The 22,323-nt window shown below is 69.8% G+C and carries 20 protein-coding genes and 1 pseudogene; 13 read left to right on the top strand and 8 right to left on the bottom strand.

Going from position 1 to position 22,323, the window contains the following annotated elements:
- The first annotated feature begins 26 nt into the window (after positions 1 to 26).
- From G6N64_RS04265 to G6N64_RS04255, 3 genes are read left to right on the top strand one after another with little or no spacing between them, the layout of a single operon-like run.
- Complete coding sequence (locus tag G6N64_RS04265) at positions 27 to 1,118, top strand: aldo/keto reductase (RefSeq protein ID WP_163795754.1); 1,092 nt, start codon at positions 27 to 29, stop codon at positions 1,116 to 1,118.
- A gap of 49 nt (positions 1,119 to 1,167) precedes the next feature.
- The gene (locus tag G6N64_RS04260; RefSeq protein ID WP_163795753.1) at positions 1,168 to 1,653 is read left to right on the top strand and encodes a MarR family winged helix-turn-helix transcriptional regulator; all 486 of its coding nucleotides are present in this window, start codon (positions 1,168 to 1,170) and stop codon (positions 1,651 to 1,653) included.
- A gap of 24 nt (positions 1,654 to 1,677) precedes the next feature.
- A complete protein-coding gene (locus G6N64_RS04255; protein ID WP_163795752.1) occupies positions 1,678 to 2,094 on the top strand; it encodes a DUF5313 domain-containing protein in 417 nt (138 codons plus the stop codon).
- Between the two features lie 7 nt (positions 2,095 to 2,101).
- Here the strand turns inward: G6N64_RS04255 and G6N64_RS04250 are convergent, their stop codons facing one another.
- Both G6N64_RS04250 and G6N64_RS04245 read right to left on the bottom strand, forming a co-directional pair.
- Positions 2,102 to 3,667 carry an acyl-CoA carboxylase subunit beta gene (locus G6N64_RS04250; protein ID WP_163795751.1) on the bottom strand — a complete coding sequence of 522 codons (1,566 nt, stop codon included), beginning with the start codon at positions 3,665 to 3,667 and terminating at the stop codon, positions 2,102 to 2,104.
- Between the two features lie 17 nt (positions 3,668 to 3,684).
- Complete coding sequence (locus G6N64_RS04245; protein ID WP_163795750.1) at positions 3,685 to 5,391, bottom strand: HNH endonuclease signature motif containing protein; 1,707 nt, start codon at positions 5,389 to 5,391, stop codon at positions 3,685 to 3,687.
- A gap of 267 nt (positions 5,392 to 5,658) precedes the next feature.
- Here G6N64_RS04245 and G6N64_RS04240 point away from each other — a divergent pair.
- From G6N64_RS04240 to G6N64_RS04210, 7 genes and pseudogenes are all read left to right on the top strand, one after another.
- Positions 5,659 to 6,940 (top strand): annotated as a pseudogene (locus G6N64_RS04240) (integrase core domain-containing protein).
- Between the two features lie 339 nt (positions 6,941 to 7,279).
- Entirely contained in the window at positions 7,280 to 8,491 is a 1,212-nt protein-coding gene (locus G6N64_RS04235; protein ID WP_163795749.1) for a metallophosphoesterase, read from the top strand.
- 58 nt (positions 8,492 to 8,549) lie between these two features.
- On the top strand, positions 8,550 to 9,041 hold the full coding sequence (locus tag G6N64_RS04230) for an SRPBCC family protein (protein WP_163795748.1): 492 nt from the start codon (positions 8,550 to 8,552) through the stop codon (positions 9,039 to 9,041).
- 11 nt (positions 9,042 to 9,052) lie between these two features.
- Positions 9,053 to 10,219: a zinc-dependent alcohol dehydrogenase gene (locus G6N64_RS04225; protein WP_163795747.1), complete on the top strand. Its 1,167-nt coding sequence runs from the start codon at positions 9,053 to 9,055 to the stop codon at positions 10,217 to 10,219.
- Positions 10,220 to 10,278: 59 nt separating this feature from the next.
- Positions 10,279 to 10,722, top strand: a complete 444-nt coding sequence (locus G6N64_RS04220) for an SRPBCC family protein (protein WP_163795746.1) — start codon at positions 10,279 to 10,281, stop codon at positions 10,720 to 10,722.
- A gap of 4 nt (positions 10,723 to 10,726) precedes the next feature.
- A complete protein-coding gene (locus G6N64_RS04215; protein WP_163795745.1) occupies positions 10,727 to 11,902 on the top strand; it encodes an acyl-CoA dehydrogenase family protein in 1,176 nt (391 codons plus the stop codon).
- A 7-nt stretch (positions 11,903 to 11,909) separates the two neighbouring features.
- Positions 11,910 to 13,016: an acyl-CoA dehydrogenase family protein gene (locus G6N64_RS04210; protein ID WP_163795744.1), complete on the top strand. Its 1,107-nt coding sequence runs from the start codon at positions 11,910 to 11,912 to the stop codon at positions 13,014 to 13,016.
- Here the strand turns inward: G6N64_RS04210 and G6N64_RS04205 are convergent.
- Positions 13,006 to 13,692: a potassium channel family protein gene (locus tag G6N64_RS04205; RefSeq protein ID WP_163801427.1), complete on the bottom strand. Its 687-nt coding sequence runs from the start codon at positions 13,690 to 13,692 to the stop codon at positions 13,006 to 13,008. The two genes, G6N64_RS04210 and G6N64_RS04205, sit on opposite strands and share 11 nt — an antisense overlap.
- Before the next feature lie 144 nt (positions 13,693 to 13,836).
- On the opposite strand from G6N64_RS04205, the gene G6N64_RS04200 reads away from it, so the two are divergent.
- The 3 genes from G6N64_RS04200 (at position 13,837) to G6N64_RS04190 (ending at position 18,479) form a co-directional block, all read left to right on the top strand.
- Positions 13,837 to 15,333 (top strand): potassium/proton antiporter, encoded by a 1,497-nt coding sequence (locus tag G6N64_RS04200; RefSeq protein ID WP_163795743.1) that lies wholly within the window; start codon positions 13,837 to 13,839, stop codon positions 15,331 to 15,333.
- 63 nt (positions 15,334 to 15,396) lie between these two features.
- The gene (locus tag G6N64_RS04195) at positions 15,397 to 16,134 is read left to right on the top strand and encodes a beta-phosphoglucomutase family hydrolase (RefSeq protein WP_163801426.1); all 738 of its coding nucleotides are present in this window, start codon (positions 15,397 to 15,399) and stop codon (positions 16,132 to 16,134) included.
- Positions 16,131 to 18,479 (top strand): glycoside hydrolase family 65 protein, encoded by a 2,349-nt coding sequence (locus G6N64_RS04190; RefSeq protein ID WP_163795742.1) that lies wholly within the window; start codon positions 16,131 to 16,133, stop codon positions 18,477 to 18,479. The genes G6N64_RS04195 and G6N64_RS04190 overlap by 4 nt, the downstream gene beginning before the upstream one ends.
- Before the next feature lie 5 nt (positions 18,480 to 18,484).
- Here the strand turns inward: G6N64_RS04190 and G6N64_RS04185 are convergent, their stop codons facing one another.
- The 5 genes from G6N64_RS04185 to G6N64_RS04165 are packed head-to-tail and all read right to left on the bottom strand — an operon-like array spanning position 18,485 to position 22,244.
- Entirely contained in the window at positions 18,485 to 19,504 is a 1,020-nt protein-coding gene (locus G6N64_RS04185; RefSeq protein ID WP_163795741.1) for a CobW family GTP-binding protein, read from the bottom strand.
- A 5-nt stretch (positions 19,505 to 19,509) separates the two neighbouring features.
- Positions 19,510 to 19,896 carry a DUF2237 family protein gene (locus G6N64_RS04180; RefSeq protein WP_163795740.1) on the bottom strand — a complete coding sequence of 129 codons (387 nt, stop codon included), beginning with the start codon at positions 19,894 to 19,896 and terminating at the stop codon, positions 19,510 to 19,512.
- 26 nt (positions 19,897 to 19,922) lie between these two features.
- A complete protein-coding gene (locus G6N64_RS04175; RefSeq protein ID WP_163795739.1) occupies positions 19,923 to 20,807 on the bottom strand; it encodes an RNA polymerase sigma-70 factor in 885 nt (294 codons plus the stop codon).
- A gap of 31 nt (positions 20,808 to 20,838) precedes the next feature.
- Complete coding sequence (locus G6N64_RS04170; protein ID WP_163795738.1) at positions 20,839 to 21,369, bottom strand: hypothetical protein; 531 nt, start codon at positions 21,367 to 21,369, stop codon at positions 20,839 to 20,841.
- The gene (locus G6N64_RS04165; RefSeq protein WP_163795737.1) at positions 21,366 to 22,244 is read right to left on the bottom strand and encodes a glycoside hydrolase family 19 protein; all 879 of its coding nucleotides are present in this window, start codon (positions 22,242 to 22,244) and stop codon (positions 21,366 to 21,368) included. Before G6N64_RS04165 ends, G6N64_RS04170 begins: the two co-directional genes overlap by 4 nt.
- Between the last annotated feature and the right edge of the window lie 79 nt (positions 22,245 to 22,323).

Raw genomic sequence — 22,323 nt, 5'->3', positions numbered from 1 at the left:
AAAAAGTTGAGGGAAGCGTGGCTGTCATGACACTCGATCAGTACTATCTGCTGGGCCGATCCGGACTCCGGGTCAGCCGACTCTCGCTGGGCACGATGAACTTCGGGACGTCGGGCTACCACGCCGCGTACGGCAAGGGCATCGACGACGTCCGCCCCATCTTCCGGCGCTACGTCGAGGCGGGCGGCAACGTCGTCGACACCGCGGACTTCTACACCGCGGGGGAGAGCGAGACGATCCTCGGGACGTTGATCGCCGAAACGCGGGTCCGTGACCGCCTGGTTCTCACCACCAAGTTCACCAACAGCGTCAGTCCCGGTGATCCCAACGCGGGCGGCAACGGCCGCAAGCACATGGTCCGTGCGCTCGAGGACTCGCTGCGCAGGCTCGGCACCGACTACGTCGACCTGTACCTGCTGCACACGTGGGACCGGCTGACGCCCGTCGAGGAGGTGATGCGGACGTTCGACGACCTGGTGCGGGCCGGCAAGATCCGCTACGCCGGGTTCTCGGACGTGCCGAGTTGGTATGCGGCACAGGGGCAGACGTTCGCCGTGGCCAACGGGCTGGCGCCGGTGGTCAACCTGCAGCTGCCCTACTCGCTCGTCGAGCGGACGATCGAGACCGAGCACGTCGACATGGGCCGGACGCTGGGGATGGGCATCTCCGCGTGGAGCCCGCTGGCAGGCGGCTTCCTGAGCGGAAAGTACCGGGCCGACGGTGCCGGGCTGGCCGGTGACGGTCGACTGGCGCGCGACGGCGCGGCGGGTTCGGTGCGCTCGGAGCGGGAGTGGCGGGTCCTCGCGTCGCTGGCGAAGGTCGCCGACGACCTGGGCGTGACGATGGCGCAGGTGGCGATCAACTGGGTGGCGACGCAGCCCGGCATCGCGTCGGCGGTCATCGGTGCCAGCAGCGTGGCCCAGCTCGACGCGACGATCGCCGCGCTGGACGTCGAGCTGCCCGCTGGGTCGCGCGCCGAACTGGACGAGGCCAGCGCCGTGCCACCCGAGTCGCTGTACCGGATGTTCACCGCCGACTACCAGCACCAGCTGGTCAGCCCGGGCGTGGAGGTCGCCGATCATCCCGCCGGGTACGCCCCGGGTGTGCGCAACTGGTGAGCACGGTGACATTCGTTAGTGCCCTAACCATTCGTGTACCATCAGTGGGGTGACGGCGACGACGCAAACGGAGATCGACCCGCTCGCACTCGAGCAGCAGGTGTGCTTCGCGCTGGCCGTGACCAACCGCGCGGTGCTCTCCGTATACCGGCCGCTGCTTGAACCGCTCGGGCTGACGCACCCGCAGTACCTGGTCATGCTGGCGCTGTGGGACCACCAGAAGGCCGGCGCGGACGCCCCGCTGTCGGTGAAGCAGATCGCCGCGGCGCTGCAGTTGGATTCCGCGACGCTCTCCCCGATGCTGAAGCGCCTCGAGTCGCTCGGCCTCGTAACGAGGAGCAGGAGTGCCGCCGACGAGCGCACCATCCGCGTGGAGCTGACCGAGGCCGGCGCGGACCTACGCGCCCGCGCGCTGCGGATACCGCTTACCGTCGTGTCCAAGCTCGGTGTCGACCTCGACGAATTGATCGAGCTGCGCCGGGCACTCACACGCATCAACACCGCTGCGCTCGCCGCAGGCGCACTCGACAGCTGACACCACTCACCGACAGGAGTCACCATGGCCCACGACAGGCCGAACGCCCTGCAGTACATCGCCTACTCCTACGGTCGCCGGCTGCCCCCGTCCATGAACCGCTGGGTGGCCGAGGACCTTGCGGGCCAGGGCGCGGTGCGCAGGCACGTCATCCGGATGGCCATACCGCCGCTGCTGGTGCTCGGGCCGCTGTGGCTGATCCCCGCGTCGTTCTACGTGCACCTCGAGATGACCGCGCCCATCTACGTGTGGGCGGTGCTCATGGCGGTGGCGCTGAACAAGGTGTGGCGCAGGCACCGGCTGGGTCAGCACGGTCTCGACCCCAACCTGGTCGACGTCATCAAGCGCAAGCGCGACGCCCACATCCACGAGGACTACGCCCGCCGCTTCGGCGAGCGACCCGAAGAGGCCAAGTGGCAACAGAACAGCAGCCCGTTCTAACGTCGAGCTACCACGTGTCGACGTAACGCCGTCTGCCGTCCCTCCTTCCCGGCGGGGCCGCCGCGAGCGTGTTGGCGATGAGGTTCCGAGTGTCGGCGGGATCGATGACGTCGTCGATCTCGAACATTGCGGCCGCATTGATCGCCTTCGCGTTCTCCTGTGCTGCGGCCGTGGCCTGGCGGACGACTTCCTCGCGTTCGGCGTCGTCGGCGATCGCCTCGAGTTCCTTCCGCATGCCAAGGCGCACGGCACCTTCGAGGCCCATCGGCCCGAGGTGGGCGCCCGGCCACGCGACGGTCAGCAGCGGTTCGTGCAGGCTGCCGCCCGCCATCGCCTGCGCGCCCAGGCCGTAGCCGCGACGGAGCACCACGGCGATCAGCGGGACCGTCAGCGCAGCACCCGCTACCAGTAGCCGAGACCCGCGCCGCACCAGCGCGTCGGCCTCGGCGGCGGGGCCGACCATGTAGCCCGGGCAGTCGATCAGCGAGATCACCGGCAGGCCGAACGCCTCACACAGCTGCAGGAACCGCGCCGCCTTGTCCGCCGCGTCAGCGGTGATCGCGCCGGCCATCACGCGGGTGTCGTTGGCGATCACGCCGACGGGCCTGCCCTCGATGCGCGCGAACGCGGTGACCATCTCGCGGGCGAAGCGCTCGCGGAGGAACGTGACCGTGCCGGTATCCGCAAGGGTTTCGACGATCGGGCGGACGTCGTAGGCGCGGCGTGCCCGCTCCGGGACGAGCGTGCGCAACGAGGTCTGGTCGGCGACCGCCCCCGGCGACGTGGTGCCCTGGAAGTACCCGATGAGCGTCTTCGTGACCGCGACCGCCGCCGCCTCGTCGGCGACCACCACGTCGACGACGCCGTTGGGTGCCTGCGTCGAGATCGGACCGACGTCGTCGGGGCGGACGTCGCCGAGGCCGCCGCCCGCGATCATCGCCGGCCCGCCCATGCCGATGGACGCGTCCTCCGTGGCGACGATCAGGTCCGAACACCCTGCGATGACGGCGTTTCCGGCGAAGCATCGGCCCTTCACGATCGCGATCCGCGGTACCAGACCTGACAGGCCCGCCCACAGTGCGAAGGCGCGGACGTCCAGCGACGAGACGACCGGGTAGTCGGTGTCGCCGGGCCGACCGCCGCCGCCCTCGGCGAAGAACACCGTCGGCAACTGCATCCGCTCGATCACCTCGAACAGCCGGTCCTTCTTGCGGTGACCGAGGACGCCCTGCGTGCCCGCCAGCACCGTGTAGTCGTAGGAGAGCACGGCGCAGGCGCCACCGTTGATGCGAGCGGTGCCGGCGATCAGGCCGTCGGCGGGGGTGCGGGCGATCAGGTCGTCGAGGTCTCGGCGCTGCCGTTGCGCGGCGATCGCGAATCTGCCGTATTCGACGAAGGATTCGAGGTCGACGAGGTCGGCCACGTTCTCCCGCGCGGTGCGCCCGCCGGCCGAGTGTCGACGCTCGACGGCGTCGGGTCGGGCGTCGTCCTCGGTGAGCGCCCGCCGGTGCAGCAGGTATCGATGGTCGTCACGGAGGGTGTCGTCGGGCTCGCCGGCGTTCTGCTCGGTCATGGTGTCTCGCACTGTAGTCAGCACGTCGGGGTGGCTTTGCGTTGCCAGCGTTCGACGTGTGGGGCGTTGAGGGTGCGTTCGTGGTGGATGCGTTGGGTTCGGTCGTGGGTGCGGGTGTGTTGGCGTGTGGGCATGGGGAGGGTGGACGTCGGTGTCGCGTCCCTCGCGGCTGCTGCTGCTTGGTGAATGGCGGGGTCGAGGGGTGCGGTGGGGTGGCAGAGGGCGGGGAAGAGCAGCCGGCTGCCGGGGGTGGTGGTGTAGGTGCTCTGGTCGGGGCCGGTCCAGACGACTGTCCCGTCGGGGAGTTGTCGGTCTCGCCAGCCGCCGGCCCCGCCCCAGAAGGTCTTGAGGAGGTGGTGTCGGCGGCATAGTGCCTTGAGGTTGGAGGCCTGGGTGGGCCCGGTGGGGTGGGGGATGGTGTGGTCGAGGTCGCATCCGGTGGCGGGGACGTCGCAGCCAGGGAATCGGCAGGTGAGGTCGCGGCACCGCACGAACGCCGCGAGCTTGGCCGAGGGGGTGTAGCGGGGTTCGGGTGGTGTGTCGCGGGGGTGGATGACGCGGCGGATGGTGGCGGTGAGGGCGATGCGGCGGGTGATGGCGCCGGGTAGGTAGGGGCCGCCGATGATCTGGCCGGGTCGGGTGGCCGCGGGCTGGCCGGGGTCGTCGTTGGTGAGCATCTCCTGCAGGGACCGTTCCCAGGGATGCTTCTCGGTGGAGGACGCAGGCGTCTCGCCGGTGGCCGTTGTCGAGGTGGTGGGCGCCTCCGCCTGCTGGTGGGCGGTCTCACGCTGGGCGGTCTGTTGTTGTGCGGCGTGGTGGGCGTCGCGGTCTCGGCGTAGGGCGATGAGGTCGATGCTGGTGTCGGGGGTGGTTCCGTCGAGTGCGGCGTCCTGGCTAGCGTCGGCGGGGGTGGTGTCGTCGAGGGTGTCGTCGTTGACGACGACGTAGACGACCGTGGACGGTGTCGGGGCTGGTGGGGTGGCGGTGCAGTCCTGGGTTGCGCAGAGGCAGGGGAGGTGGTCGGTGCCGGCGAGGAGCGCGCCGACGGCGTCGGCGCGGCGTTGATTTTTGGTGCGTGGGTCGGCGGGGCAGGTGGTGTCGGCGAGGGCGTTGAGGCGGGTGTCGAGGGCGGCGGCGTCGGTGGCCAGCAGGACTCCGAGCAGGGTGGCGCAGCCGTTGCCGTCGGCGTCGACGTCGAGGTAGCGCGACCGGGCGGTGACCTGGGAGCGGCGTACGGCGTAGGGGTCGTGGGTTTCGACGATGGCGTCGATCGCGACCGTCAGCTTCCGTTTGGACATTGGCGGCCACGTGCGTAGGGCGGCGGCGATCTCGGCGTCCACCGCGGCGAGTGCGGTGGGGTCGGTGATGGCGAAGGTGCGGTAGGCGATGGTGGACACGGTGGCGTAGGTGAGCAGGCCTTGGGCGAACACGGCGCCTACGTGGGGGAGGCGGGTGCGCAGGGCGTGGGCGATCAGTAGTTGGGCGCCGGCGGCGTCGGGGGTGGTGTTCTGGGCGGCGCCGATTTCGGCGGCGACGGCGGCCCAGTTGTCGAGGTACCACTGTTCGCGGTTGTCGGAGTCCGCGCCGGCGCGGCGGGCTTCCAAGAGGTCGGCCATCGCGGCGAGCCGGCGCGCGCTGGCGGCTGATTCGACGCGTGCCCAGGCGGCGACCGCGCCGCCACCGGTGCGGTGGTGGGTGGTGTCGGCGACCAGCGAGTCGAACATGTATTCGATTTTAGGTGCCGTGAGGCGGGTGTGGATGGATGGATTCGGCTCCTGTGGATGAACCGGTGTCTGGGGATAACCGTGTTGCGGGGCAACGTATTTGTCGGACCCAGGTGGTAGGTGCACGGCGGCGGGCAGGAAAGGGCGTGAAGGGGCGGCGGTTGAAGGGTTGTCATCTCTTAGGACATGGGTGACAGTTCTGCATCAGGACATCGGTGACGTTTCGGTTGGTCTTGGTGGTGACACTTCTGCACCGAGGCTGCCGGGGTGGCTGTCAATGAACCCATCGATCCTCGCGTCCGGTTGGCGATCTCGCAGTGGCCCGATGACGCGCCGCGGGGTGCGGTCTCGACGTTCTGCGCCGAGCACGGTATCTCAAGAAAGTCGTTCTACGCGTTACGTCAACGCGCGATAGCCGACGGGCAGGCCGCGGTGCTGCAACCGAGGACACGACGACCGAAGTCGAGTCCGTCGAGGTTGAGTGATGAGGTCAAGGCGCAGGCAGTGGCGGTACGTGCTGCCCTGGAGGCCTCCGGACTGGATCACGGGCCGATCAGTGTGCACGACAAGATGCACGCGATGGGCCTGCCGCGGGTGCCGTCCACGGCGGCGCTGGCGCGGATCTTCCGGGAGGCCGGCGTGGCTCGGCTCGAGCCGAAGAAAAAGCCCCGTTCGGCGTGGCGACGGTTCGTCTACCCGGCACCGAATGCGTGCTGGCAACTCGACGCGACCGAGTACGTCCTCAGCGGCGGGCGCACGTGCGTGATCTTCCAGCTCATCGACGACCACCCGCTACGCGGTCGCCTCCCACGTGGCGTGGTCTGAGACGGCCCAGGCCGCCATCGCAGTGTTCGACAAGGCCGTCGCCGATCGTGGTGTACCCCAACGACTGTTGTCCGACAACGGGGCCGCGCTCAACCCGTCCCGGCGCGGACACCTCGGCCGACTCGTCAGTCATGTGGGCGCCCTAGGCGTGCAGACCATCACCGGCAAGCCCTACAAGCCGACCACCCAGGGCAAGAACGAACGCTTCCATCAGACCCTGTTCCGCTACCTCGACAAGCAACCGCTCGCCGGATCGCTGGCCGAACTCCAAGCCCAGGTCGACGCATTCGACCACCTCTACAACACCGAACGCCCCCACCAGGGCCTGCCCGGTCGCATCACCCCGCAGACGGCGTGGGACGCCACCCCCCACGCCGATCCGCCCCGTCCCCAGCCGGACCGGCCGATCTACCCAGCGCCCGTTCCGATCGCCTACCGCAGGCCCCGCACTCCGCCACCACCGAACCTGCCCGCCAACACCCGTGCCAGAACGATCAGCACTGCGGGGACCATTCATCTGGACACGGTCACCTACCGAGTCGACGCACAACGCGCCTTCGAGCAGGTCCTCGTCGTCACCGTCGACGACCAGGTCATCATCACCGACCTTCAGGGCGAAGTCCTCGCCGAGCACACCCGACCCGCACCCGGTATTCGATACGTCGGCAACGGTCGACCACGGGGCCCACGCCCCAAAACCGACAGACCGTCACCGAAGTCCTGACACATCAACTGTCACCGAAGTCCTGATGCAGAACTGTCACCTATGTCCTGAGACATCACACGGCGGTTGAAGGGGCGCAGGCGGCGGGTGGAGGCGGCGCGGGCGACGGGGCGGCGGGTGAAGGAAGGGCGCGCGCGAAGGGCGAGGCAAAGGGCTGGGCAGAAGGCGGGGCGAGCTGAGCGGACCAAAGGCGCAGAGAAGAAAATAGGTCCGCCAGGGACTTGCGACGGACATGGGAAAGGGTTGAAGCGGCGTGGGCTGACTAGGAGGCTGGTCCAGCAAGCCGGCACCAAAGCCAACCCCCAAGACACCCGCCCACCCGCAGGTACGCTCGAGAAAGTGTCGGAGATCCCCGCTGAAACCCCCGCCGCCGAGGTCGACGCGGCCACCAAACCCCACAGGCCCGCCCGTTGGCGCCGCCTGGCACTGGTCGGCACCATCCTGCTGCTGCTCTTCGGCGTCCCCTGGCTGACCGTCGTCGCCGTAGGACCGCAGTGGCCGACGATCGGCACCGTCATCGGGACGCTGCTTTTCGCGGCGGCACTGATCGCGCTACCCCTGTCGATGTGGATGGGCCACGGTCGCAACCACTCCGACCGTGCGGCGGTCACCGGCGACGCACTCCTCGGCGCGGCGTGGGTGCTGTTCGTCTGGTCGGTGCTCTCCCTGCTCCTGCGGCTAGCCCTGTACCTGGCGGGCGTCGAGGACCCGACGCGCTCGCGGATCGTCGCGATCGCCGTCCTGGCAACGGCCGCAACGTTGCTCGCGTGGGGCCACTTCGAGGCGATGCGGGTGCCGCGCATCCGGCGCGCCGACGTCGCGATCGAGAACCTCGGCCGCGGCCTCGACGGCATGACGGTCGCGATGATCACCGACACGCACTACGGACCCATCGACCGCGCGGGCTGGTCGGCTCGAATGATCGACCGCGTCAACGAGATCGACGCCGACGTCGTCTGCCACGTCGGTGACATCGCCGACGGCACGGTCCAGGTGCGCGAAGTCCAGTCGTCCCCGCTGGCGACCGTCAGGGCCCACCTCGCCCGCGTCTACGTCACCGGCAACCACGAGTACTTCAGCGAGGCGCAGGGCTGGCTGGACTACATGACCCGCATCGGCTGGGACGCCCTCCACAACCGGCACATCGTCGTCGAACGGGACGGCGCCCGGCTCACCATCGCCGGCGTCGACGACGCCACCGCCAAGGGCTCCGGGCTGGCCGGACACGGCGCGAATCTGACTGCGGCGCTGCGGGACGCGGACCCCGGCGTCCCCGTCCTCCTCCTGGCCCACCAGCCCAAGCAGATCCCGCAGGCCGTCGCCGCGAACGTCGACCTGCAGATCTCCGGGCACACCCACGGCGGCCAGATCTGGCCGTTCAACTTCCTGGTGCGTCTCGATCAGCCCGTCGTGCACGGCCTGAGCCGCCACGGTGCGCGCACCCAGCTCTACACCAGCCGCGGCACCGGGTTCTGGGGCCCACCGTTCCGCGTCTTCGCCCCGAGTGAGATCACGGTGCTGACCCTCCGCACCGCCCCGCGCGCCGACTGACGTTTTACGCCCGAATCGAGGGGTAGCCGCCGCGCCACCACCACGATCGGAGAGGCGAATGAACGTACTCGACACAGCAAAAGCTCAGGTCAAACAACTCGTCGAGAAGGTGACCGAACGTCCGGCGTCGACGACGCAGGCCGTGACCATCGGGAAGCCGCGCGACGACGTCAAGTCACTCCTGCACGACGCCGACCGCCTCTCCCAGGTCTTCGGTGACGTCGCCGAGGTCCGCGAGACCGGACCCGACAGGCTGCGCTGGACCTTCGGCGACGACGGGCCCACCTGGGACTGCATCGTGTCCTCGGAGGCGGACACGATCCGCTACGTCGACGTTCAGGCCGACAGCAGCGCGGACATCGTCGTCGACCTGCGCGACGCACCAGGTGGACGCGGCACGGAGGTGATCGCCCGGATCAGCACGCCTGCACCGGGTGTGCTGACCGGCGTGCTGCTGTACAAGGCGCTCTACAGGGCGCGGGCACTCCTGCAGACCGGGGAAGTGCCCACCCTGCAATGCAATCCAAGCGCACGCGACTCGACACGGTAGGAGGACACGACATGAGAGCACTCGTCTGGAACGGCGTCAACGACCTCGCGGTGGAGACCGTCGACGATCCGAAGATCCTGAACCCCCACGACGTCATCGTCGCGGTCACGCTGACCACCACCTGCGGGTCGGACCTGCACTTCATCGACGGCTACCTGCCCGGCATGCGCGCGGGCGACGTCTTCGGGCACGAATTCATGGGCGTCGTCACCGAAGTGGGTGGCGAGGTGACGCAGACCAAGGTCGGCGACCGCGTCGTCGTCCCGTCCTTCATCGCCTGCAATCACTGCTGGTACTGCGACCACGACATGTACTCGCTGTGTGACACCACCAACCCGAACGCCGATCTGCAGCAGACGGTCCTGGGCGCGCCGACCGGTGGGATCTACGGCTACACGCACCCGTTCGGCGGTTACGCGGGCTCGCACGCGCAGTACGTCCGCGTGCCGTTCGGCGACGCCAACTGCTTCGCCGTGCCCGACTACGTCACCGACGAGCAGGCGCTGTTCATGTCCGACGCCGTGCCCACGGGCTACATGGGCGCCGACTTCTGCGACATCTCCGCGGGTGACGTCGTCGCGGTGTGGGGTGCCGGCGGCGTCGGACTCATGGCGGCCCGCAGCGCGCTCCTCAACGGCGCCGAACGCGTCATCTCCATCGACCGCGTCCCCGAGCGGCTGGCGCTGGCGAAGAAGCTCGGCGCCGAGACCATCGACTACGCCACCACGGACAGCGTCCAGGAGGCGCTCCGCGAGGCGACCGGTGGCCGCGGACCGGACTCGGTGATCGACGCCGTCGGCATGGAGGGCCACAGCTTCGGCGTCCAGGAGGCCTACGACCGGGCCAAGCAGCTGCTGCGGCTGGAGACCGACCGCGCGAGCAGCCTGCGGGAGGCCATCCTGGCGTGCCGCAAGGGCGGCGTCGTGTCGGTGCTCGGCGTGTACGGGCTGACGGACAAGTTCCCGATGGGCGTCGTGCTCAACAAGGGGCTGACGATCCGGTCGGCGCAGCAGCACGGTCAGCGCTACGTCCCGCAGTTCTTCGACTACGTACAGCAGGGCGACCTGGACCCGTCGATCCTCATCACCCACGACCTGCCGCTCGAGGAGGGCGTGCGCGCCTACGACATGTTCAAGAACAAGACCGACGGGTGCATCAGGGTCGCATTGCGCCCCTAACCGGCCACTTCGACTAACCGCCCGGTTTGGGTGCGGCTGCTGCTGGCTATCGTGTGGGCATGGCCGTCACCGAGACCCGCGAGGTCACCATCGAGGCAACGCCCGAGCAGATCATGGACGTGCTCACCGACCTCGAGTCGCTGACCGAGTGGTCGTCGGCCCACCAGGAGATCGAGATCCTCGAACGCGACGACCAGGGCCGGCCCAAGCGATCGCGCCAAGTGGTGAAGATCGTCGGCGTCAACGACGAGCAGGTGCTCGACTACACGGTGCACGACGACGGCGTCAGCTGGACCCTGGTCAGCTCGAAGCAGCAGCGTGCGCAGGACGCCCGTTACACGCTGATCCCGGACGGCGAGCACACCACGGTCCGCTTCGAGCTGACCGTCGATCCGACCGTGCCCATCCCCGGGTTCCTGGTCAAGCGCGGCGCGAAGAGCCTGATGGACACCGCGACCAAGGGACTGCGTGACCGCGTCCTGAAGATCACCAAGGAAGGCTGAGACCATGCAACTGGCGCTGAGCGAAGAAGACGCCGCCTTCCGCGAGGAACTGCGGACGTTCTACCGGACCGAGATCCCCGCGGATCTCCGCGAGCGCATCCAGTCCGGCCACGGGAACTTCCCCGAGGACATGGTGACGACGCAGCGCATCCTCAACGCCAAGGGGCTCGCTGTCCCGAACTGGCCCGTCGAGTGGGGCGGCAAGGGCTGGTCGCCTCTGCGCCAACAGATCTGGCTAGACGAGATGCAGTTGGCCGGCGTGCCGGAGCCGCTCGCGTTCAACACCAAGATGGTCGGTCCCGTGATCGCGCAGTTCGGTTCCCAGGAACTCAAGGAGCGCTTCCTGCCGCCGACGGCCAACCTCGACATGTGGTGGTGCCAGGGCTTCTCCGAGCCCGAGGCGGGTTCCGACCTGGCGTCGCTGCGCACGACGGCCGTCCGTGACGGCGACTCCTACGTCGTCAACGGGCAGAAGACGTGGACGACGCTCGGCCAGCACGCCGACTGGATCTTCTTCCTCGCCCGCACCAACCCGGACGCCCCGAAGCGGCAGGCGGGCATCTCGTTCCTGCTCGCCGAGATGTCAACGCCTGGAATCACATTGCGCCCGATCAAGCTGATCGACGGCGGGTACGAGGTCAACGAGGTCTTCTTCGAGGACGTCCGGGTGCCCGCCGATCAGCTCGTCGGCGAGGAGAACCAGGGCTGGACCTACGCGAAGTTCCTGCTCGGCAACGAGCGTTCGGGCATCGCCCGGATCGGCCTGACCAAGCTGTGGCTCTCGCAGGTCAAGGAGCACGCCGCGCAGATCAAGGTCGACGGGGCCACCCTGCTCGACGACCCGCTGTTCGCCGCGCGGGTCGCCGAGATCGAGAACGGCGTGCTCGCACTGGAACTCACGCAGCTGCGCGTCAGCGGATCCGATGCCGACGGCAAGCCGAACCCGGCGTCGTCGATCCTGAAGCTGCGCGGCAGCCAGCTGCAGCAGGCGGCCACCGAACTGCTCGTCGAGGTCGCCGGGCCGGATGCGCTGCCGTTCGGCGCCGCCGACGGCGTCGACGTGCCCGCATGGGCGCAGGACGCCGCACCGCGCTACCTCAACTACCGCAAGACGTCGATCTACGGCGGCACCAACGAGGTGCAGCGCACCATCATCGCGTCCACCATTCTGGGATTGTGAGCCACACGTGAACTTCGACCTGACCGAAGAACAGCAGCTGCTGCGCGACGTCACCCGTGACGTCCTGGCCCGCAGCTACGACGTCACCAAGCTGAACGAGGTCGCCGAGGGCGATCTCGGGTGGCGCCGCGAGGTGTGGGAGCAGCTGGCCGAGGTGGGCCTGCTGGGGCTCGGGTTCGACCCCGAGGAGGCCGGCGCGATCGAGCACATGGTCATCCTCACCGAGGCCGGCAAGCGCCTCGCCCCGGAGCCCATCGCCGACGCCGCGCTGATCCCGGGCGGCCTGATCGCCGAGCTGGGCACCGACGAGCAGAAGGCGATCCTCGACGACGTGGCCGCCGGGCAGGTGCTGCTCGCGTTCGCACACGGTGAGCCCGGCGTGCGCGCGGCGTCGACCGACGTGCAGACGACGGCGACGCAGGACGGCGACTCCTGGACCGTCACCGGCCGCAAGCGCCCGGTGGCCGCGGGCGACTCGGCGGACAAGGTGATCGTCAGCGCCACGCTGCCCGACGGCGGCGTCGGCCTGTTCCTGGTCGACGGTGCTGCGGCGGGCAAGCACCCGTACCGCACGTTCGACGGCAGGCGCGGCGCGCAGATCGATCTCGACGCCGTGGCGGCCGAACCGCTCGGCCAGGGTGGGGACGCGACCGAGTACGTGCGGCGCACCCTGGTGCGGCAGCAGTCCGCGCTGTGCGCCGAGGCGGTCGGCGCCATGGAGGAGTCGCTGCGGTTGACCACCGAGTACCTGACCAGCCGCAAGCAGTTCGGCGTTCCGCTGAGCAAGTTCCAGACGCTGACCCAGCGCGCGGCGGACATGTACGTGTCGCTCGAGCTGGCCCGCAGCATGAACTTCTACGCCGCGATGTCGATCGCGGACGGCACCTTCGACCCGGTCATCGCGGCCAGGGCGAAGCTTCAGGTCGGCCGGTCCGGCCGGCACATCGCCCAGGAGGCGATCCAGCTGCACGGCGGCATCGGCATCACCGCCGAGTACCCGGTGGGTCACTACGCCGCCCGGCTGACGGCGATCGACAACACGCTCGGGACCGCCGACGACCAGCTGCGCGTCCTCGGCGCGCAGGTCGGGTCCTACGAGACCGTCACCCTGTGATGGGGTGCGGATCGGGTTCCGAGCTGTGGATGGCCTGCCTGATCGCCCGTTGAATCGTGCTGTCGGCGACGAAGAGCATCTCGTCGCCGGCCACGAAGACGTCGTCGGGGCTGGGCATGATCACCTCGCCCGCGCGGAGCAGCGTCACCAGCGCGGCGTTACCGGGCAGCGTCAGATCGGAGACGCGCTGCCCGACGAGTGGATTGTCGTGCGGCAGGGTCAGTTTCGCGAGGTCGGCGCGGCCCTCGCGAAGACCCATGAGCCGCACCAGGTGACCGACGTCGATCGCGCCCTCGATGCCGGCGACCAGCGCGCCGGGCGTCGAGACGGCGACGTCGATGCCCCACTCCCTGCTGAACAGCCACTCGTTGCGCACCTCGTTGATGCGGGCCACCACGCGGGGCACGCCGAACTCGGTCTTGGCGAGCAGGCCGACCACCAGGTTCGACTTGTCGTCGCCCGTCGCGGCGATCAGCACGTCACAGGTCTGGGCGCCGGCCTCCTCGAGTGCGGTCAGCTCGCAGGCGTCCGCATTCAGCCAGTCGGCGCCCGGGACCGTGGCGGGTTCGAAGCGGCGACGTTCGCGCTCGATCAGCAGCACCTTGTGCCCGTACTCGAGCAGCTCGCGCGCCACCGAGCGCCCGACATTGCCCGCTCCGGCAATGCCGACCCGCATGCCGACCCGGCCCGTGCGCTCCGCCACCCTGCCATCTTCGCCCATCGCGGCGAGGCGCGTCACGGGTGAGCGCCCGGTGCGGGCGGCCCGCGCCTGAAATACTGGCGACCGCACCGTGACCATCACGTCGGACCGGGGACCCCAATGACTCTGCAGCAGCTGTACCTCGCGCTGCTCGTCGGCGGGTTGGTGCTGCTGGCCAGCATCGTCGGGACGCGGGTCGCGACGCGGATCGGCTTCCCCAGCCTGCTGTTCTTCCTCCTGGTCGGCGTCGTCCTCGGGGAGGACGGCATCGGCGTCGACTTCGACGACGTCGAGATGGCCCGCAACATCTGCACGGCGGGGCTGGCGGTGATCCTCGTCGAAGGCGGTCTGACGACGAAGTTCTCCGACATCCGCAAGGTGCTCGCGCCGGCGGGTGCGCTCGCCACCATCGGGGTGGTCGTCAGCACGGCGGTGACCGCCGTGGGCGCCCACGTCCTGCTGGGCATGGACTGGCAGCTGGCGGTGCTGGTCGGCGCGATCGTGTCCTCGACCGACGCCGCCGCGGTCTTCTCGGTGCTGCGGGTGCTGCCCCTGCCGCGCCGCGTGGCGGGGCTGCTGGAGGCGGAGTCGGGCTTCAACGACGCCCCCGCGGTCATCCTGGTGCTGACGTTCAGCGTCGTGCCCTTCATCTTCGAACCCGAGCACGCGGTCACCGAGATGGTCTACGAGCTGGGCGCCGGCTCGCTGATCGGCCTGGGCGTCGGCTTCCTCGGTGCGGCCACGCTTCGCCGGATGGCGCTGCCCGCGTCGGGGCTCTACCCGATCGCGACGTTCGGACTCGGCCTCGTCGCGTTCGCCGCGGCGGGTAGCGCGCATGCCAGCGGCTTCATCGCCTCGTACCTGGCGGCGGTCGTACTCGCCAACTCGGGACTCCCGCACCGGTCGGCCACCCGGTCGTTCGCCGAGGGACTGGGCTGGCTGGCGCAGATCGGTCTGTTCGTGCTGCTGGGACTGCTGGTGGATCCCAGCGAGCTGGCGGCCGACGTCGTCCCCGCGATCATCATCGGCACGGTGCTGCTCCTGGTCGCCCGACCACTGTCGGTGGTCGGCTCGCTGTTCTGGTTCCGCATACCGTGGCGAGAACAACTGTTCCTGTCCTGGGCCGGACTGCGCGGCGCGGTGCCCATCGTGCTGGCGACGTTCCCGATCGTCGCGGGCGTGCCCGACAGCCCACGGCTGCTCAACATCGTCTTCATCCTGGTGGTGGTATTCACGCTGGTACAGGGCCCGAGCCTGCGTCCCATCGCGCGGGCGCTGGGCCTCATCACCCGGGAGTCGACCCGCGAGATCCAGGTCGAGGCGGCCCCGCTCGACGTGCTCGATGCCGAGCTGCTGACCATGACCGTGCAACCGCACTCCCGGCTGCACAACGTCACGATCCTCGAACTCCGCCTGCCCGACCCGGCGGTGATCACGCTGATCATCCGCGACGGGCACACCTTCGTCCCGCTGCCCGACACGCGCATCGAGGCCGGTGACGAGCTGCTCATCGTCACGACCAGCAAGACCCGCGCCGCGGCGGAGTCCCGGCTGCGCGCGGTCAGCAGGCGCGGCAAGCTGGCGTACTGGTTCGACGAGTACGGACTGCCGGACTGAGTCCCCGACGAGCGAAATGGGTCGGGCGGGGGAAATGGGTGGGTAATGGGTACTAGAGCGGACATGCTGGGTCTCCCCGACGACGTCCGTGCGTGTCTCTTCGACCTCGATGGCGTGCTCACCGACACCGCGAGCGTGCACCGCAAGGCCTGGAAGGCGATGTTCGACGACTTCCTGAAGACCCGGACCGACCAGCCGTTCCGCGAGTTCGACGTCGACGCCGACTACGGGACGTACGTCGACGGCAAGCGACGCGAGGACGGCGTGCGCTCGTTCCTCGCGAGCCGCGGCATCACCCTGCCCGAGGGATCCCCCGACGACGGGCCCGACGCCGAGACGGTGAGCGGGCTGGGCAACCGCAAGAACGCCCTCTTCCAGGACGTCCTGAAGCGCGACGGCGTCACGGTGTTCGAGGGTTCGCGACGGTACGTCGAGGCTGCGCACGAGGCCGGGCTGCGGATCGCCGTCGTGTCGTCGAGCGCCAACACCGCGGAGGTCCTGCGGATCACCGGATTGGAGAAGTACGTGGCACAGCGCGTGGACGCGATCACGATGCGCGACGAGAGCATCCCGGGAAAACCCGCCCCGGACTCGTTCCTGCGCGGCGCGGAACTGCTCGAGGTGACGGCAGGCGAGTCGGCGGTGTTCGAGGACGCGATCGCCGGCGTGCAGGCGGGCCACGCCGGGCACTTCGCGATCGTCGTGGGCGTGAACCGGGTGAACCACGCCGACGCGCTGAAGAGCAACGGTGCCGACGTCGTGGTCGACGACCTCGCCGACCTGATGCCGGCCGCCACGTGATCCACGAGGGCGCCTACCCCGTCGAACCGTGGCACGTGCGCGAGATCGAGCTGGACCTCGACACCATCGCGCAGTCGGAGTCGGTGTTCGCGCTGTCCAACGGACACGTCGGGCTGCGCGGCAACCTCGACGAGGGCGAGCCGCACGGCCTGCCCGGCACCTACCTGAACTCGTTCTACGAGACCCGGCCGCTGCCGTACGCGGAGTCCGGCTTCGGCTACCCGGAGGACGGGCAGTCGCTGATCGACGTCACCAACGGCAAGATCCTGCGCCTGCTGGTCGACGACGAACCGTTCGACGTCCGCTACGGCGACCTCGTCGAGCACGAGCGGGTCCTCGACCTGCGGGCCGGCACGCTGACCCGGACCGCCCGGTGGCGCTCACCGGCGGGCAAGCAGATCCTGCTGACCTCCGTGCGGCTGGTGTCGCTGACCCAGCGCAGCGTCGTCGCGATCGAGTACACCGTCGAGGCCGTCGACGAGTTCACCCGGGTGACCGTGCAGTCCGAACTCGTCGCGAACGAGGACCAGCCCGAGCAGTCGGACGACCCCAGGGTGTCGGCCGTGCTGCGGAGCCCGCTGCAGTCCGTCGCGTCCGAGGTCGCCGACCAGGGTGCGCTGCTCATGCACCGCACCAAGTCCAGCGACCTGATGATGGCCGCGGCGATGGACCACCTCGTCGAGGTGCCGGGCCGCGTCGAGGTCGACACCGACGCAGGCGACGACTGGGCGCGCACGACCGTGATCTGCGGGCTGCGGCCCGGCCAGAAGCTGCGGATCGTGAAGTACGTGGCCTACGGCTGGTCGAGCCTGAGGTCGCGGCCGGCGTTGAAGGACCAGGTGTCGGCGGCGATCGCCGGTGCCCGGTACACCGGGTGGGACGGGCTGCTGGAGGCGCAACGCGACTACCTCGACGACTTCTGGGATGCCGCCGACGTCGAGATCGACGGTGACCCGGTCTCGCAGCAGGCCGTGCGCTTCGGCATCTTCCACGTGCTGCAGGCCAGCGCGCGGGCGGAGCGACGGGCCATCGCGGGCAAGGGGCTGACGGGCACCGGATACGACGGGCACGCCTTCTGGGACACCGAGGGTTACGTGCTGCCGCTGCTCACCTACACCATGCCCGAGGCGGCTGCTGACGCACTGCGTTGGCGCGCAACGACTCTCGACCTCGCCCGCGAGCGTGCCGCCGAGCTGGACCTCAAGGGTGCGAGCTTCCCCTGGCGGACCATCCGCGGGCAGGAGTGCTCGGCGTACTGGCCCGCGGGGACCGCCGCCTGGCACGTCAACGCCGACATCGCCATGGCCGTCGACCGTTACCGGCTGGTGACGGGCGACGACTCGCTGGAGGCGGACTGCGGGCTGGAGATGCTGATCGAGACCGCGCGACTCTGGATGTCGCTGGGCCACTACGACCGGCACGGCGTGTGGCACCTCGCCGGCGTGACCGGCCCCGACGAGTACACCGCCGTCGTCCGCGACAACGTCTTCACCAATCTGATGGCGGCCCACAACCTCCGGATCGCGGTCGACGCGTGCGCACGCCGCCCCGCCGAGGCCGGCGCGTTCGGTGCGTCGACCGAGGAGACGGCCGCGTGGCGAAATGCTGCTGCGGCGGTGCACATCCCGTACGACGACGAGCTGGGCGTGCACGAACAGTGCGACGGGTTCACGACGCTGCGGGAGTGGGACTTCGACGACAACACCGAGTACCCGCTGCTACTGAACGAGCCGTACGTACGGCTGTACCCGTCGCAGGTGATCAAGCAGGCCGACCTGGTGCTGGCGATGCACTGGCAGGGCCACGCGTTCACGCCGGAGCAGAAGGCGCGCAACGTCGACTACTACGAGCGCCGCACCACCAGGGACTCGTCGCTCTCGGCGTGCACCCAGGCGGTGATGTGCGCGGAGGTGGGTCACCTGGAACTCGCCCACGACTACGCCAGCGAGGCCGCCCTCATCGACCTGCGGGACCTGCACGGCAACAGCCGCGACGGACTGCACATGGCGTCGCTGGCCGGTGGCTGGATCGCCTGGGTGTCGGGCTTCGGCGGGCTGCGCGACGACGAGGGCGAACTGTCCTTCGCGCCGCAGCTGCCCAGCGGGATCACGCACCTGCGATTCCGGTTGCGGTGGCGCAACTTCCGGCTCATCGTCGACGTCGCCCACGAGCAGGCCACCTACACGCTGCGCGACGGTCCCGACGGCTCGCTGACGATCCAGCATTCGGGTGAACACGTCGAGCTGACCACCCAGGAACCCACGACCATGCCGGTGGTGGCGCGCGAGGCGCTCCTACCGCCGCCGCCGCAACCGCCCGGGCGGGAACCGCTTCGCCGGAACTGACGCGCTCAGATGCTGAGCCGCCGGTGGCGCTGCAGGCGCCGCACGCCCGCGGCGGGAGCGGGGCCGTCGACGGGCCGCAGCGCCGCGTCGAGCCGGGTGCGTGCGTCGTCGACGTCGAACCCGGTGCCGATCGCGACGAGGTGGTTGGCGTGCGCGGTCCGCGACGCGGTCGCCACGTGCACCGACGCGCCGACCACGTTCACGACGTAGCGGCGCACCTGGGCGCGGTAGCGCACGGCGACGGTGCCCTTCATCCGGTACACCCCGGCCGGTGGCCGTTCGAGCAGGTCGACGACCGCGCCGGGGTCGACGCACCCGTCGGAGAGCGCGGTGACCGAGGCGGCGTGCACGTGGTCGTGGTCGTCCTCGTGGTCGCCGGAGATGAGCAGTTCGCGGAACGACAGCTGGCCGGGTTCCTCGGAGACCTCCGCGACGTCGTAGAGCAGCCGCGGATCGACCCGTCCGGCGATCGCGCCGACGACGTGGGCCTCCGGATTGCGTTCCCGCACCCGCGATTGCACCCGTGCCAGAGCGGACTCGCGGCCGTCCTCGTCGATCTGGTCGAGCTTGTTCACCACGATGAGCGACGCCGCGGCGTAGCGCGCGGGTGCGGTGCCGGCACGGTCGACGGTGTCGAAGTGCGTGGCGGCGTCGACGACGTCGACCACGCCGCCGTGCCGGATGCGCTCGACCCCGCTGAACCGGATGATGCGCGAGATCGCGACGGGATCGGCCAACCCGCTGGCCTCGACGATGATGGCGTCGAGAGCCAGCTTGGGATCGGCGAGCTTCTCGAGCGCGTCGTCCAGGCCGCCGTCGTCGGGCAGGCAGCAGATGCACCCGCCGGTGATGGAGGCGGGCTCGTCGACCTGGCCGGTGACGAGTCCCGCATCGACGTTCAGCTCGCCGAAGTCGTTGATCACCACCCCGATCCGCGCGCCGGGTGCCCGCAGGACGTGGTTGAGCAGTGTGGTCTTGCCCGCGCCGAGGTAGCCGGTCAGCGCGATGACGGGGATGGCGTGCACCCGGTTCAGAGTCCCGCGGCGTCGTCGGGCACGTCGACCGCGTGCTCCCGCAGGACGTCGAGCGGGACGACGTCCAGCGTCCGCTCGTGGGTGCAGGCGAGGACCACCGGACAGGCCTTGCCGTCCTCCCGCGCGCGCAGCCAGTTCCTCGCCGTGACGCACCAGCGGTCGCCGGGGGACAGGCCGGGGAACCGGTACTGCGGCATCGGCGTCGACAGGTCGTTGCCGATCGAGCGCTGGTGGTCGAGGAACTCGGTGCTCATCACCCCGCAGATCGTGTGCAGGCCGGCATCCTCGTCGCCGGTGGAGCAGCACCCGTCGCGGTAGAAGCCCGTCATCGGTTCGGTGCCGCACGTCCCGAGTTCGCCACCGAGCACGTTGCGATCAGCCATGCGTTCAGTATGGATGGTCCGCGGCGTCAGTGGAGACGCGCCAGCTTGTCCGGGTTCATCACCCACAGCACCTGGTCGATCCCGTGCTCCGACGCCTCCACGGTGAGGAAGGCGATCGGGGTGCCGCCCCGGTCGATGAGCGCCGACGGCCTACCGTTCGCCTCCAGCCAGGTGACCGACGTGTCGACCCAGAAGTGGTGGGCGAAGGACCGTACGAAACGTGCGACCGTGGTGCGGCCGTGCACGGGGACGCGGGAGGCGTTCCGCACGCCGTTGCCGTCGGTGTAACTCGACACGTCGTCGGCGAGGACGGCCTCCAGCGCCGCCATCTGCCCCGAACGGGCGGCGCTGATGAACGCCGTCAGGAGGCGCTGCTGCGCGGCGGTGTCGACGGGTTCGCGACGATCCACCGCCAGGTGCTTGCGCGCCCGGCTGACCAGCTGGCGGGCGTTCGCCTCGCCGACGTCGATGGTCCGCGAGATCAGCTCGTAGGGGTAGTCGAACGCCTCCCGCAGGATGTAGGCGGCCCGCTCCGGCGGCGTGAGCTTCTCGAGCAGCATCAGCGTGACCATGTGCAGACCGGCGGCCCGCTCGGCGCCGAGGGCGGGATCGGCGCTGGTGTCGATGGGCTCGGGAAGCCAAGGGCCGACGTAGGACTCGCGCCGGACTCGTGCCGACTGCAGCTCGTTGATGCAGGTGCGGGTGGTCGTCGTGACGAGATAGGCGACGGGGTCCCGAACCGCGCTCCGGTCGGCGGACTGCCAGCGCAGCCACACGTCCTGCAGGATGTCCTCGGCGTCGGAGACGCTGCCGAGCATCCGGTAGGCGATGCCGAACAGCCTGGGGCGCACGCGGGTGTAGACCTCGGCTGCGGCCCGAAGGTCGTGCGGCTCGGATTCTGGGCCGACCATCGCGCCAGTGAAGCACACCGGCGGCGCCCGATCAGGACGCGCGCTGCCACACGATGGTGTTGCCGCGACCGACGTAGCTCAGCTCGAGTGTCGCATCGGTGACCGTCAGCGGGACGTAGACCAGGCTCGACGCGGGGTCGCTCCCGCGCAGCCACAGCACGCACTGCCCTGCGGCGCTCGCGGGAATCTCGTCCTTGGCCGGGGTGAACTCCCACGGCGTGTAACTCCACGAGCCCGACTCGGCGGCGTCCCCGCGGGAGGTCCAGGTGCCGTCCCCGGCGAGCGTCGTCACGACCGTGCTGCCGGACTCGGTCCAGTCGCCGACGAACTGCCGGGAGCTGAACGTCGCTCCGACGCAGGGATCGTTCTCGGACACCGGCGCCGAGGTGGTGGCGGAGGTGGCCGCCGACGTCACCGGCGGGCTCGGCGCGACGGTGGTCGACGCCGGCGAGGAGATCGCCTGGGGCGTACCCGAACTCGTCGAGTCGCACCCCACCAGGGCGACCGCGGCTACGGTGAGCAGGCCGGCGATCGCCGCGTGGCCCGACGTCCCCGACCTCATCGGCCGAGCACCCGGAGCGCCTGGTCGTAATAGCCGGTCCTGACGTCGAGGGCGTTGTGGCCGCCGTTGACCATTTCCGTGATCTTCACGATGTCTCCTCCGTCGGCGACGGCGTTGCCGTCGCGGCTCTCCCAGTACCAGAGTGCGGTCTTGAACGCGTACTTCGGATCGGCGGCGAGTTCGGGATGGTTGACGAAGTCCACGCCGAGATCCGTGCTCATCCTGGTGTAGTTGTCCCGGCCGGTCACCTGGATCGCGCCGCGGCCCTTGTACGTGGTGCCGTCGCCGGGTTGAGTGTTGCCGAGGTCCGTGCGGCCCTCGTAGTCGCTGCCGTCCGCGTACTCCTCGTAGGTGTTGAACCGGTCCGATTCGACGGCCACCTGGGAGATGAACGCCGCCTGCCGCTTCGGGGTGTTCATGCCACCCTGGCGCATCGCGTCGTTGAGCGGGCCGACGACCTCCTGGGCGCGCTGCGCCGTCATCTCCGGCACGATCTTCTGCAACTGTTCCGCCGTGACCGGGTGGTAGTCACCGCCGTCCGGGGGCGGCTCGCCCTCCTCGCCCGGTGCAGGCGCATCCGGACCGACACCCTCGATGCGATTCGCGGACTCGGCGTCACCGCGCTCGTAGGCGGCCGCCGCAGCGCCGAGTTGGTCGCCGTGCGCGGCGAACCGGTCGCCGAGTGCCGTCGCCCGACCGCCGAGGCGGTCTGCCACCTGCCGGCACGCCGACGCCGTCTCCAGCCCGGACATCGCACTGCTCGCGCCCACCAGGGCCGGCCCCGGCGCGGCACCGCGAAGTCCGTCGGCGATGCCGCCGAACCCGCCTGCCGCGTCGCGCAGCACCGACGGATCCACTGTGAGCGGCGTCGTCATCGATTCCCCCTGCGGTCGCGCAATGGCCCGAACCCACATCGTAAGTCGGCGTGGACGGCTGCCGCGGCACCTCTTCGGT

The organism is Mycolicibacterium sediminis (assembly GCF_010731735.1).
GTDB lineage: Bacteria > Actinomycetota > Actinomycetes > Mycobacteriales > Mycobacteriaceae > Mycobacterium > Mycobacterium sediminis.
This window is presented reverse-complemented; position numbering and strand designations above follow the sequence as displayed.